Origin of the sequence: Paenibacillus sp. OK003 (genome assembly GCF_900109515.1) — a bacterium.
In the GTDB taxonomy this organism is placed as follows: Bacteria; Bacillota; Bacilli; order Paenibacillales; family Paenibacillaceae; genus Paenibacillus; species Paenibacillus marchantiae.
On sequence record NZ_FOBD01000007.1, the window covers coordinates 102,190 to 116,191 of the forward strand.

Sequence of the window (14,002 nt, forward strand, 5' to 3'; positions counted from 1 at the left end):
CAAACGATGACGGGAGTTCAGCGATATGCGCTGGAGCTTGTGAAAGAAATCGATCAATTGATTGATCGGGGTGAAATTGACGGAAACCGTTATGAATTTTGCTTATTATCTCCCTCCAATATAATTAACGAACCAGCATTTAAGCATATACGCCACAAAGCGGTTGGTAAATTGAAAGGACATCTTTGGGAGCAACTCGAACTTCCCTTCTATGCCAAAGGGGGATTGTTAATAAACCTGTGCAACACAGGACCAGCTTTTAATAAGAATCAGATTGTAACCATCCATGATGCTGCTGTCTTTAATTATCCGAAGGCTTTTTCGTTTGCTTTTCGGGCCTGGTACAAATTTTTGATGGTTCGTCTGGGTAAAAACTCTAAAAAAATTATTACGGTGTCTAACTTCTCTAAAGGGGAATTGATCCAGCACTGTAAAATAGCCGAGCATAAGCTGGTGGTCACTCATCTGGGGATCGATCACATTCACAGAAAAAAGGCGGCTTCAGGTACTCTTGAAAAATATGGGATAAAGTCTCCTTATGTTCTGGCTGTAAGTACGATGAATCCTTACAAAAACTTCAACCTGATTGTTGATGTTTTACCCGAACTCGAAGCTCATAATCTGAACGTTGTGATTGTTGGCTCTAAGAACAGTAAAGTGTTTGGTGAACAAACATGGGTACAATCTGATGCAATCAATTGGGTGGGCTATGTTACGGATGAGGAATTAAAGGCGCTATACGAAGATGCTGCAGGGTTTATTTTCCCTTCTCTATATGAAGGATTTGGCTTGCCGCCACTAGAAGCGATGGCGTTGGGTTGTCCGGTCATCGTATCTTCTCGTGCATCCATACCCGAAGTTTGCGGGGATGCAGTGTTGTATTTCGATCCCCAGAGCCCGCAAGAAGCAGCTTCATGTTTGATTGAAATTACATCAGATACGGAGTTGAGTAAGCAATTGTCATATAAAGGAAGAATTCGCTCCGGTTTATTTTCCTGGAACAAATGTGCTAAAGATACAGTCAACATTATTATGAACACGGTTTAGCCATGCTGGATGTTCCATTTAAATCATATGTGAAACCAGCAAAAACCATGGGGGATAACGGTTATGATGGAATTAGCTCCAAAAGGAAACATTCAACAGCGAAATATGTACATCGCTATATTAATGACCAGTTTCACTAACATTCTCATCTTGGGAATTACAACGGTAACTTCAATCATTACCAGTCGAATGTTTGGAGCTGAAGGCAAGGGCGAATTGGCAGCTATCTTATTCTGGCCCGGATTCCTAACCAATCTGGCTACACTGGGGTTACCAACGGCGCTTATCTACCATATCAAAAAGAATAATAAACAAATTCCTGTGTTTACAGGAATCGGATTCCTGATACAGATTCCGGTCAGTATTGTGGTTGGGGTCATTAGTTGGTTTGGAGTATCCTCGTGGTTATCCAATTATGCGGAGTCCGTTATTTCCATATCGAGGGTATATATCGCGTCTTTGACGCCTGTTTTGCTAATAATGGGCGTATTCGCAGCTACTGCTCAGGGGATGGAAAAGTTCCAAATTTACAATTTAGCGAGGTTGCTTGCGCCATTTATCAATTTGATAGGGCTCGTGTCTCTATGGATCACGGGGACGTTGTCGTTGGAACGTACAATAATTGTAAGTTTTGTATCGTTCGTTTGCGTTGTGGTTTTCTATGCGTATTCACTCAGGGAGCATATTTCACGGCAGGTCTTCTCCGTTTTTCGTCAGATGAAGTCCGGCTTGTACTTGTTAAGTTATGCTGCAAGAGTTAGTGGAGTGGAACTGCTGAATACATTGTATAATCAGTCCGATAAAATTATTATTTTGGCACTGCTTACTCCACGTGAATTCGGTCTTTATTCCGTTGTATACGCACTTTCCCGTATGTTTAATGTATTCCAGACCGCTATAACGAATGTGATCTTTCCAAGAGCTACTGGATTAGAACAAGAAAAAGTGTTCAGCCTAGTAGGCAGATCTTTCAGAACCAATATGGTTTTTATGATGATCATTATCGTGCCTTCTATGGTGGTAGGTCGTTTTTTGCTCGGTTTATTGTATGGGCAGGAATTTTTGGAGGCCAGTGGCGCATTTTATCTATTATCCATTGAATGTGTTGTGGGCGGGGGAGCAGGAATTTTAGCCTCTTCTTTTAACGCTCTAGGTCGCCCAGGAGTCATTCTCGTTGGACAAAGTGCTGGAGTAGCTGTAAGCATAAGTTTGTTTCTACTTCTAACCCCTCATTTCGGATTATATGGGATAGGTCTTTCTTTGCTCACAGGTTCGACCATGCGGGTTATGGTATCTCTGATCTCACTAAAAAAGATCTATAAAATCCCAATAAGACAAATGCTCTATAACAAAGGAGATATTCAATTTGTGATGCAGCGTCTGAACGAAAAGCTCATTTTAAAAAGAAGCAGATAAAAAATCTGGACTAAAGCTGCTTAAAATATAGAGAGTGGAGTGATAACCATGAGAATCGTACTTCTCTCCGGTGGATCAGGCAAGAGGTTATGGCCTTTATCCAACGATACGAGGTCGAAGCAATTCCTGAAAGTGTTGGAGGGCCCGGAGGGGCAGGCGGAATCCATGGTTCAACGGGTATGGAGGCAACTGCAGCATACGGGATTAAGCGAACAGGCCACGATTGCAACGAGCAAGCCGCAGGTGGAGATTTTACGGAGTCAACTGGGCGATGAGGTTGAGCTTATCGTAGAGCCAGAACGCAGAGATACCTTTCCTGCAATTGCCTTGGCAGCTGTTTATCTGTACTCGGTACAGGGTGTCAGTCTGAACGAAACGGTTGCTGTGCTTCCTGTTGACCCATATGTGGAGGAATCCTTTTTCTATAAAGTTATGGAGCTTGAAGGAGTGTTGGATGATTCTGGTGCGGAGCTCGCATTAATCGGGGTAAAACCTACGCATCCTTCAGAGAAATACGGTTATATTATTCCTGATCCACATGAAACCGAAAAACACAACCATTACGCCAAAGTATCACATTTTCAAGAAAAACCCTGTGAAACTGAAGCGGCAGAGATGATAAAGCAATCTGCCCTTTGGAATTGCGGGGTTTTTGCGTTCAAACTCAATTACCTGATTAATCTGATGATCCAGCTTGAGCTGCCAATTCAGTATGAAGAGATGCTCAAGCAATACGGAAGGCTGGAGAAAATCAGTTTCGACTATCAAGTCGTTGAAAAGGCCTCTCAAATTGTAGTTACACCTTACGATGGATATTGGAAAGACCTTGGAACCTGGAATACGCTGACAGATGAGATGAGCACCAACATTGTGGGCAAGGGAGTAGTTACTGATAGCTCATTAAACACACATTTGGTCAACGAGTTGAATATCCCGGTATGTGTACTTGGCGTTTCAAACGTGATTGTAGCTACAAGCCCGGATGGTATTCTAGTCAGCGAGAAAGAGGCTAGTCCACAAATCAAAGAAATTCTTAAAGATAGTGCGGAACGTCCCATGTATGAAGAACGACGCTGGGGCTGTTATAGAGTTCTTGATTATACACGGAATTCCCGGGGAGAAGAGGTACTAACAAAACGGATTATTATTGGGGCTGATAAAAATTTATCTTACCAATATCATCTGAAACGAAACGAAGTTTGGACAATTGTCTCCGGGCAAGGTGAGTTGATTCTGGATGGTGATTTAAAACCGATTAATCAGGGCGATATCATTTCAATCCCTTCTGGCGGCAAACATAGTGTAAGAGCTATCACCGAACTTGAAATCATTGAAGTTCAGATGGGCAGTGAGCTGGTGGAAGAAGATATCGTACGAATCGAGATGGAATGGACAGATATTATCCAAAATTGCGTGAATTGGGGGAAAACAAGATGAATATTGCGGTGATTGGAACAGGGTATGTAGGTCTTGTATCGGGAGTATGCTTTTCGGAGATCGGCAACCAGGTCATCTGTGTGGACAACAATGAGGCCAAAGTAGAGATGCTCAACGAGGGCAATGTGCCCATCTATGAGCCTGGCCTCAAAGAGTTGATGGCTTCCAACATGCAAGCAGGCAAACTATCGTTCACCTCCAATATTGCTGAAGCGATTAGCCAGTCGGATATTATCTTTATCGCTGTAGGCACGCCTTCTCTTCCGAGCGGCGAGGCCAACCTGAGCTATGTAGAGCAAGTAGCTATAGAGATTGGAAGCCATATTGAGAGCTATAAAATTATTGTGACCAAAAGCACCGTTCCTGTAGGCACCAATGATCGTGTCCGCGAGCTGATTAGCAGTATTTCAGCTCAGCCTTTCGATGTGGCTTCTGTTCCCGAGTTCCTCCGCGAAGGATCAGCGGTCAAGGATACGCTGAATCCTGACCGGATTGTCATTGGAACAGACAGTGATCGGGCGATTAAAACACTGAAGAAACTTCATCGGCCATTGACGGAGAACCTGATCATTACGGATATTCGATCAGCCGAAATGATTAAATATGCTTCCAATGCATTTCTTGCAACCAAAATTTCATTCATCAATGAAATCTCGAATATATGTGAAAAAGTAGGGGCTGACGTTACGCGAGTAGCTGAAGGCATGGGCTACGATAAGCGTATTGGAGCTTCCTTTTTGAAGGCAGGCATTGGTTATGGGGGTTCGTGCTTTCCCAAAGATACTCAGGCACTAATTCAAATCGCGGGTATGGTCGATTATGATTTCAGGCTGTTAAAATCCGTTGTCCAAGTAAACCAGGATCAGCGTTTTCATGTCATTCATAAACTGGAAGAGGCGTTGGGATCTTTAAAAGGAAAAACAATTGCTGTGTGGGGATTAGCGTTTAAACCGGAGACAGATGACGTGCGGGATGCTCCAGCGATCGATATCATTCAGCATTTAAGTGATGCTGGAGCAGTAATCAAGGCCTATGATCCCATTGCAACTGAGAATTTCCGTAAAGAGGTAGATGTAGCCTCCATCACGTGGGAAGAGAATCCACTTCACGCTGCTGAAGGAGCAGACGCCTTGTGCGTTTTGACTGAATGGAAGGAATTCGCTCATATCGATTTGAAAGAACTGGCTGAAATCATGAAGGATCCAATTATGATTGATGGTCGTAATTTGTATAGTGCTGAACAGGTTCAGGCATCTAATCTTCAATATTATTCTGTTGGTCGTCCGGGTTTGACGAAGCTTGAAGGAAAAGCGGCAGCAATCATTTAATCGCTATTCATCATCTTGAATGTGAGTGAGGAAGAACCCATGAAAAAGTGGATGAAAGTTACTATCTGGATTGTTTCCTTTTTTGTAGTTGTTGTGTTTGGTTATGCCATATATCTCTACCAATCCGTTAAATCAACCGCTGACCAAATCTATGAGCCCCGGAATCCTGTAAAGCCCGTCTCGGTCACAGATAGCAGAGGTGGGCTACCAGTGGACATCAACAGTAAGGAGCCTTTTAATGCGCTTATTCTTGGTGTGGATGAGCGTCCAAATGATCGAGGGCGCTCGGATACGATGATTGTGCTGAGTGTGAACCCGGGGAAAAAGAAAGTGCTCATGTTTAATATTCCAAGGGATACACGGACAGAGATTGTGGGACACAATACAGAAGATAAGATCAATCACGCTTATGCCTTCGGAGGCGTAGACATGTCGGTAAATACTGTTGAGCAATTTTTGGGAGTCCCTATCCATTATTATATGAAAGTGGATATGGAGGGCTTTGCCAAAATCATCGACCTGGTCGGGGGCGTGGATGTAAATAATCCTTTTGCATTTGATTATGAGGGCCAGCGTTACGATCAAGGGAATATTCATCTGGATGGTGTTGCTGCGCTCGGTTTTTCAAGAATGCGCTATGATGACCCGAAAGGGGATTTGGGGCGGAATGATCGACAGCGTGAGGTTCTGAAGCAGATGCTTAAGAATACGATGCAATTCTCCAGTGTACTTCATATCCAGAATATGCTTGATGAACTAGGTACTCATGTCAGAACGGATGTTACTTTTGATGAGATGAAGGAACTTCTCCTCGATTATCGTAATGATCTGGAGAATGTAGATACGGTGGAGATTAAGGGTAAAGGCGAGAAAATCAATGGGATTTATTATTACATCGTGAATCAGCAGGAAAGGGATCGGATTCACGGAATAATTCAAGACCATTTGGAGAAATAAACAGAAATAAAGAAAGGCTTATGAAAGTGGTGAGAACCTTGCTTATGGAGGAGGATTACGGGAAACGAGGGCATAAACATAAACGAAAACAAAGACCTTATATTTATATCTTGTCACTGCTGCTCTGACCGTCGTAGCGATTATCGCCTCCATTGATGAATATATTCAGCAGTTCAGCCCTAACCGGACGAGTTCAATCCGTGATGTAGGCGTGGATCTGCTTGGCGGATGTGGCGGAATTGCTTTATATATGGGGGTTAATGTCGTTTTCAGAAGCTTCAGGTCTCCAAGGCGATCGTCAGTCAAAAGAAAGTGATTTCCCAGGAAATGCTGCTCGCTAGTTCCGCTTCTACTTGCTTGCTATCCATCATAAGTATGGGAGTAGGACAAGGGGGACGGGACATGCTGCGAAGAAGGAACCGGAATGCACTGCTCAAAAAAATTGGATTCATTGCACTTGTGCTGCTGCTGTTGTGGCTTATAGGCAGAACTATCCCATATTTGTTTCGTGCGGATGCACCAGATGAAGCTGCTGCCATTGCCCAAGAGTTTTACAAATATGAGCAGACAGGTGATTTCGGCAGTTCATGGGAGTTGTTTCATCCACTGATGAAAGAGCGCTTTCCCAAAAGCGCCTATTTACAGTCCAGAGCTCATATTTTCATGCAGCACTTTGGGGTCGAAACCTTTGATCTGGAGATGGAAAAACCAGAGCGTGAGTTTGACGTTACGGTAATTGATGGCGTTAAACCATTTGCAGAGGCGTATCGCATTAGTGTTACCCAGAAGTTTACGGGAACCTTTGGTCAATTTAAAATTGTGCAGGATTGTTATATCGTAAAAGATGGGGACGATTGGACATTGCTTTGGTATTATCCGAAGAATAGAGATATCGATACCGAGCATGACAAAAGCAATTGATAGTATTAACCCATACTATGAACCAAATTGTATCATTTTTACTTGAAGAGGCTCTATGAATGCGAGACTTTAGTCGCATTTATAGAGCTTTTTTTGCATTTCATTTCTTTTTAAATCTATAGGGGGTTGACATTAGTCCCAGTGTCAAGTAAATTACGAGTTAGATACAAAATGTATCAAAATTCAGCGTCTAACGACAAATAACAGGGACTTCATTGCTCCTTGTGAGGGGAAGGAAAATCATTGATCGAAACGGACCGCTTTTACTGTGTCAGTTGTGGGATGATTGTGTCGGTCGCTAGAGGCTCTGTCGAACTAAAGGAAGAGGACTGTGGAGGCAATCACGTATTTCGCACTGGATTTTATCGGAGTGAAATGCCGCTTGGATGCTGTGAAGCGTGTGTAGTTCATATGAAACGTCAGGGGAAATCCCAGTTTGCGGGACAATATACTAAAGATTATGATACACTATCTCCATATGAGAAACGGGCATGATGCGAATGTCTGTTGATGAAGGAGGAAATGGAATGCAGCAGGAGCCGGTCGTCCGTCTTCAGGGCGTCAGTAAAATCATCTCCTCCCGATCATTGGTCAGTGACCTGACTCTGGATATTTCTCCGGGGCAGGTTTTTGGTTTTTTAGGACCCAATGGGGCGGGGAAAACAACAACGATTCGAATGATGGTAGGGCTGATGTCCATCAGTCAAGGAGATATCATCATCTCGGGACACAGTGTAAAGAATGAATTCGAGCAAGCCATCGCTCAGGTTGGGGCTATTGTCGAGAATCCAGAAATGTACAAGTTTCTGACAGGCTATCAGAATCTCGTTCACTTTGCCCGGATGTCACCCGGTATTACGAAAGAACGTATTGCCGAGACGATTGAACGAGTTGGGCTTACAGCCCGCATCCATGACAAGGTAAAGACCTATTCTCTGGGTATGCGCCAGCGTCTAGGCGTGGCCCAAGCCATATTACATAAACCAAAGTTGTTGGTATTGGATGAACCCACCAACGGGCTCGATCCACAGGGAATACGGGAACTCAGAGATTATTTGCGTCAGCTCTGTCAGGAGGAAGGGATCACCGTCTTTGTATCCAGCCACTTGTTGTCGGAGATGGAATTGATGTGTGATACCGTTGCAATTATCCAAAATGGCAAATTGATTGATGTGAGAAATCTCAGAGCTGAGGCGGGAGCGGACGTACTTACTGAAGTTGCTTTTGAGGTAAATGATGCTCCACGTGCAGCCGAACGAATTAGCGAAGCTACAGTTCAGGGCAATGCCATTGTGATTCGTTTATCCCGTGAGCAGATTCCCGACTTGAATGCGAGGCTGGTCAGTGAAGGGTTCCAGGTATACGGTATCCGCAGCGTAACCCATACGCTGGAAGATCAATTTTTGCAGGTGACTGGGGGCGGAAGCATTGGGTAATTTCGGCAATCTCATTATGAATGAAAACATGAAAATTTTCCGTCGTCCGCGTACTTGGATTATGTTATCTATTCTGGCATTGATTACGCTGTTGATGCCGGTTCTGCTCAATGAAGGCATGGGGTCCAGTGAAGTTCCATACTGGCAAGCAGCTATTACTACCGTTCAGGTCGTCTTTTTCCTGAATACGATCTTCTGTGTCGTCATTGCAGCTGAAGCGGTGGCCGGAGAGTTCACTTGGGGAACCATTAAACTTCTGCTGATCCGTCCGTGGTCACGCAGCAAAATACTGGCATCCAAATATTTGACCGTGATTGGATTTAGTATTCTGAGTACATTACTTGTTGTTATTCTGGCAACCGTAATGTCGTATATCCTGTTCTCCCATTCCGTAACTCAGGATGGAAGCGGTGCTTCTGCATCACACGCATTTGCACTATGGGGATATCTGTACGTGGACTTGTTTATTACGCTCGCTATTGCCTTTATGGTCTCCTCCGTGTTTCGTTCGGGAGCTCTGGCCATCGGTTTGTCTCTATTTATCATGTTTACACAGAATTTGTTCTCATTGATCTTCAACCCCGTTCGTTACGAATGGGCCAAGTATGTTCTGTTCAATAATATGGATCTCAGTCGGTATATGGATCCAGTGACGGACTTTAGTATGTTTGACGGTGGGAATACAGGCATGACACTTGGCTTTTCTGTTGCTGTGCTAGCTGTATATTATGTTGTTTTCATGTTGATCTCATGGGTTGTATTCAACAAAAGAGATGTGGCAGGCTAATTGCCTGCTTCTTTTTTTTGCCCAATTTCTCCTTCAGGATGGAAAAGAGAGTATATTCAGCATCCGCTGTGGCATGACTAGCATTTAAGGGTACATATAATCATACATGAGCATACGGCTTGGAATGGAGCACGCTGCCCAAGCTGTATTAAGTTGCATGACATACATATTATCGCCGCAGTCGTATTTGGCAGAGCAGCGTATGGAGGGATCACGTTTCTTGATAAACAACAAGTTTTACCGTATATGCACAGCAATTATTTTGCTGCTGCTCATCGTGTATTTGGGGGATAAAGTCAACTTTATTTTCAGCCCCTTGACCTCGCTGATTCATATCATCATCATTCCGCTGCTGATTGCTGGTTTCTTCTATTATCTGCTGCGTCCGCTCGTCGACTATATGGAACGGCACAAAATGAAGCGTGCACTGTCAGTCCTTATTATTTATGTGGTGATTGCGCTGATTATGGCAGGATTCAGTGTGCTTGTATGGCCTTCACTGCGTGAACAACTGTTGAATTTTGTGGAGAATGCCCCAGTACTGGTTACTTCGCTCAGTGATCAGTTGGCTGAATTCGAAAAGAGCGGTTTTCTTTCAAAATATATACCTGAGGATTCCGATCTGTTCTCACGCTTCTCCGATTTTCTAAGTCAAGGAATTGCCCAGGTAACGGATTATGTATCCGGATTGTTTTCTGTCGTATCTAATCTGGTCATCATTCTGGCGACGTTCCCGATCATGCTGTATTACATGCTCAAGGAAGGCAGCAAATTTGGAACTAATCTTACACTGTTGCTCCCGAGACGTTACCGTAAAGATGGAGAAGAGACGGTACATGAAATCGATGAAGCTTTGAGCAGCTACATTGTAGGTCGTGTCATTGTCAATGTAGCCTTGGGCATCCTGATGTATATTGGTTTTCTCTTTCTCGGTTTGCCATATGCATTACTCCTGACGGCCGTATCCATTATCCTGAACTTCATTCCTTATGTAGGGGCTTTGCTGGCAGCCATTCCTGTCGTCATTGTGGGGTTCATTGAATCACCTTCAATGGCGATCTGGTCGCTTGTCATCATTGTTATCGCTCAGCAAATTCAGGATAATCTGATCTCTCCTTATGTCTATGGCAAACAGTTGGACATTCATCCGTTGACTACCGTCATCTTACTGCTTGTAGGTGCAGACCTGGGGAACATTCTTGGGATGATTATCGTTATTCCTTTATATATGATTCTGAAAATTATAGTTCGCAAAATCCATTATCGGATTGTTGAAGATAAGACTGAACTTTGAATGGAATTTGAAATAAAACTCTGTCATGTGTCACCACTAATGTTTGCTCTTGAAACACATGGATAAGCCGCATATCAATGGTGAAGGGCCTGGTAACTTGCCCTCGCGATTGATATGCGGCTTTTTTTCATACTTCTTGCTCACTCATGTTATATCTGTTATACTTGATATATAACAGATAACAAAAAGAAGGTGAACTCTTGATTATTCAACTGGATATGCAATCCGAACTTCCCATCTATTCGCAACTGGTTTATCAAATTATCGAAGGCATTGCTAGTGGTGAATTACAGCTAGGTGAGGCGCTACCTTCGGTTCGGAATTTGGCCGCCGATATTGGGGTTAACCTTCATACGGTCAACAAAGCTTATACAATACTCAAGCAAGATGGATACATTCTAATTCATAGACAAAAGGGAGTCGTAGTGAACCCTGATGGAATGCCTGATTTAACGGATGATTTTTTGAAAAAGCAGCAGAGAGAGTTAAGACCGATTATTGCCGAAGCGATATGTCGCGGAATGACCAAAGAGGAACTATCTGCGGTATTAGACCAAATGTATGATGATATAAAGATGGGTCACAACAGAGAATAAAGAATCAAGGGAGTGTGTTATGTATGGAACTATTTACTATATTACCTATCATCTTAATCTTTGCTCCATTAGCCGTACTTCTATCCTTTGCACCATATTTGTCAAGGGAAACCATCAGCTTTGGGGTTACGGTCAGTGAATATAATTACTACACACCCATCTTACGTAAGCTCCGGAGTATGTTTGCTACAGTAAGTCTGATCGGGAACGGGATGGTTATACTTGTCTGTCTGTATTTACTCCGATCTGCTAATGAAGAGTCTACCGCAATCATCACCGGTGTTTCCACAATAATATTCATTGTGTACTGGGCAGCACTAAATATGATATTTCATTTCAAGATGAAAAAGCTAAAGGGAACACTTACAACTGTAGAAGCACCTCAACGGGTTAAAATTGATACCACCTTCCGCCAAAACAAGCTCACCTATTCCAACTATTGGTTTCTCATTCACTTTGCTATTATTGTAGCCATTGCGATCATTTCGATCGTGAATTATAAGGTACTGCCTAACATCATTCCAATGAAATATGATTTTCAGGGCAATGTCACTTCCAGTGTGCCTAAAACCTACCTTTCGGTACTGGCTATTAATCTTGTACAGTTAGGAATCATTGCACTTATGATGTTGGTGAACTGGAGTATTAAAACAAGCAAACAACATCTTACCCCATCTGATCCTGCCCAATTTGCTGCTAAAAATATTCAATTCCGCCGTAAATGGTCCCTATTTACGATTATAACGGGGTTACTTCTTACCATTTTATTTGCCTTCATTCAGATCAATATGTTCGTCCCTAATCTGGTCTTGTTGACAGCTATTAGCTTCATCACCCCTATGGTAATCGTGTTAGGCGCTGTATGGCTGTCTCTCACAGGCAGACAAGGCGGTGGGGAAATTCGGAATCATCAAGAGGATCGTGAAAGATCCAAGGAGCAGCCTGTGAATGACGATGATCATTGGAAGCTTGGTTTTATTTACTTCAATGCCAATGATCCTTCTTTTACCGTAGAAAAACGTTATGGCATAGGCTGGACGATTAACTTCGCTCATCCATTATCTTGGGTCCTGTTGTTATTCATCATTGCTATTGTTGTTATAAGTATAGTCCTAGCCAATAAATGCTCATAGATCTATGCATATAATAGATAAAATGATTAGGAGGAGTTATTACAATGAACAATTGGAAAAAGCTATTACTTTCTCTTACTTTCGTAGGTCTCATCCTTCCGGTGACATCCATCTCAGAAGCTGCTGAAAAACCCGCTGGTCATGAAAATCTTGTTCCTATTCGTGAGATTGCAGAAAAGAATGGGGCAGAGGTATCTTGGCAACAAAAAACAGGAAAAATTACAATAAGTAGAAGTGAGCTTACTATTGTAGTTAAGGTAGGAGAGAAACAGGCGATGGTGAATGGGCAAGCCATATCCTTAGAGAATCCTGTTCAGTTAACGAAAGGAGTTACCTATATGGATGGGGGATTTCTTACCGAGACGCTGAAGGCAGCACCTGAGGATATATTTATTTCACTTATAAGTGAGGGCGATGGCAAGGAGGCCGCCAAGTATGTTGATACCTCTGTGAGTGGAGTGTTGTCACCGACGTTGTTGAGTCAGCTATGGGGAGCTTTAGAAGGACAAAATGGTAAAATTACAAGTGAAGCCATAGCTAAGCGTGTAGAAAATAACATAGTGCATCGCAATGTTACCTATACTTTTAAGACAGAACTGACTCGTTTAAATATTACGGTCAGAATGAATCATAACGGACTTGTAGATGACTTGTATATTGCAGCCGCTACTCCAGATGTGTATCAAAAACCAAGCTATGACAACCCATCTGCCTATACAGAACAAGACATTACGGTTGGTCAAGGTGATTTAGCTTTACCAGGGACATTAACTTTGCCCAAGGGAGAGGGACCTTTCCCAGTTGTCATTCTGGTACACGGATCTGGGCCTAGCAATCAAGATGCTGCCATTGGTGGTGCAAAGCCATTTCGCGATCTTGCGGTAGGTTTAGCTTCACAAGGAGTTGCTGTATTAAGATACGATAAGGTCACGTATGAGCATACCTATAAGGTGGCTTCACAGCCTAAATTCACATTAAAACAAGAGAGCGTAGATCAGGTAAACGATGCAGTAGAATTACTTAAAAAGAATACACATATTGATTCTACAGCGATTTTTGTGGCTGGACATAGTCAAGGCGGGTTTGCATTACCGTTAATCATTGCTGATGATAAGCAGCATGATATTGCAGGAAGTATTCTGCTTGCTGCACCAAGTAGTAGCTTTGTGGATGTGCTTACCGAGCAGCAGGACGAATTGGTAGACCGGATGGAGCGGCTAGGTTTAGACACGAAGAACATTAAAGAACAAGCTGAATTTTATAAAAATGTGGCTGCGATCGTTAAAGATCCTCAATATTCTGTAGATCATCTTCCTGAGGCATTTCCACTTCAACCTGCTTATTGGTGGTTTGAGCAGAGAGATTATGTACCTGCAAAACTGGCTAAAACACAAAACACCCCTATGCTTATTATCCAAGGCGAAAACGATGTGCAAGTGTCTATGAATCAATTCCAAACCTGGAAATCGGCTCTGCAAGGTCATTCCAATGTAACGTACAATAGCTATCCAAAGGTAAATCATCTTTTGTCCAGCTATGATGGACTTTCGATTGGTCAAGAGTATGCTGAGCCATCTAATGTCTCCAAAGCCATTATCGATGATATTGCGAAGTGGGTATTAAAATCAAACTAAAAAACGGGACGGTAAG

At 42.9% G+C, this 14,002-nt stretch carries 12 protein-coding genes and 1 pseudogene; all 13 read left to right on the top strand.

Going from position 1 to position 14,002, the window contains the following annotated elements; translation table 11 throughout:
• The first annotated feature begins 39 nt into the window (after positions 1-39).
• The 13 genes and pseudogenes from BMW94_RS12315 to BMW94_RS12375 all read left to right on the top strand — a co-directional run bounded on the left by BMW94_RS12315 (position 40) and on the right by BMW94_RS12375 (position 13,986).
• Positions 40-1,047 carry a glycosyltransferase family 4 protein gene (locus BMW94_RS12315; RefSeq protein ID WP_254790218.1) on the top strand — a complete coding sequence of 336 codons (1,008 nt, stop codon included), beginning with the start codon at positions 40-42 and terminating at the stop codon, positions 1,045-1,047.
• Between the two features lie 63 nt (positions 1,048-1,110).
• A complete protein-coding gene (locus BMW94_RS12320; RefSeq protein WP_090998672.1) occupies positions 1,111-2,463 on the top strand; it encodes a lipopolysaccharide biosynthesis protein in 1,353 nt (450 codons plus the stop codon).
• A 48-nt stretch (positions 2,464-2,511) separates the two neighbouring features.
• Positions 2,512-3,900, top strand: coding sequence for a sugar phosphate nucleotidyltransferase (locus BMW94_RS12325; protein ID WP_090998674.1), 1,389 nt, complete (start codon positions 2,512-2,514; stop codon positions 3,898-3,900).
• Positions 3,897-5,228, top strand: coding sequence for a UDP-glucose dehydrogenase family protein (locus BMW94_RS12330; RefSeq protein ID WP_090998676.1), 1,332 nt, complete (start codon positions 3,897-3,899; stop codon positions 5,226-5,228). Before BMW94_RS12325 ends, BMW94_RS12330 begins: the two co-directional genes overlap by 4 nt.
• 39 nt (positions 5,229-5,267) lie before the next feature.
• Positions 5,268-6,185 carry an LCP family glycopolymer transferase gene (locus tag BMW94_RS12335; RefSeq protein WP_090998678.1) on the top strand — a complete coding sequence of 306 codons (918 nt, stop codon included), beginning with the start codon at positions 5,268-5,270 and terminating at the stop codon, positions 6,183-6,185.
• Between the two features lie 118 nt (positions 6,186-6,303).
• Positions 6,304-6,501, top strand: a pseudogene (locus BMW94_RS31280) (VanZ family protein); the annotation flags it as partial.
• Between the two features lie 86 nt (positions 6,502-6,587).
• Positions 6,588-7,106 carry a hypothetical protein gene (locus BMW94_RS12345; RefSeq protein ID WP_090998682.1) on the top strand — a complete coding sequence of 173 codons (519 nt, stop codon included), beginning with the start codon at positions 6,588-6,590 and terminating at the stop codon, positions 7,104-7,106.
• Positions 7,107-7,633: 527 nt separating this feature from the next.
• A complete protein-coding gene (locus BMW94_RS12350; protein ID WP_072734347.1) occupies positions 7,634-8,542 on the top strand; it encodes an ABC transporter ATP-binding protein in 909 nt (302 codons plus the stop codon).
• Positions 8,535-9,329 (top strand): ABC transporter permease, encoded by a 795-nt coding sequence (locus BMW94_RS12355; protein WP_090998683.1) that lies wholly within the window; start codon positions 8,535-8,537, stop codon positions 9,327-9,329. The genes BMW94_RS12350 and BMW94_RS12355 overlap by 8 nt, the downstream gene beginning before the upstream one ends.
• 220 nt (positions 9,330-9,549) lie before the next feature.
• Positions 9,550-10,623, top strand: a complete 1,074-nt coding sequence (locus tag BMW94_RS12360) for an AI-2E family transporter (protein WP_090998685.1) — start codon at positions 9,550-9,552, stop codon at positions 10,621-10,623.
• 200 nt (positions 10,624-10,823) lie between these two features.
• Positions 10,824-11,219, top strand: a complete 396-nt coding sequence (locus BMW94_RS12365) for a GntR family transcriptional regulator (RefSeq protein ID WP_090998688.1) — start codon at positions 10,824-10,826, stop codon at positions 11,217-11,219.
• 23 nt (positions 11,220-11,242) lie between these two features.
• The gene (locus BMW94_RS12370) at positions 11,243-12,352 is read left to right on the top strand and encodes a DUF1648 domain-containing protein (RefSeq protein ID WP_090998690.1); all 1,110 of its coding nucleotides are present in this window, start codon (positions 11,243-11,245) and stop codon (positions 12,350-12,352) included.
• A gap of 44 nt (positions 12,353-12,396) precedes the next feature.
• Entirely contained in the window at positions 12,397-13,986 is a 1,590-nt protein-coding gene (locus BMW94_RS12375; RefSeq protein WP_090998692.1) for an alpha/beta hydrolase family protein, read from the top strand.
• Positions 13,987-14,002 lie beyond the last annotated feature (16 nt).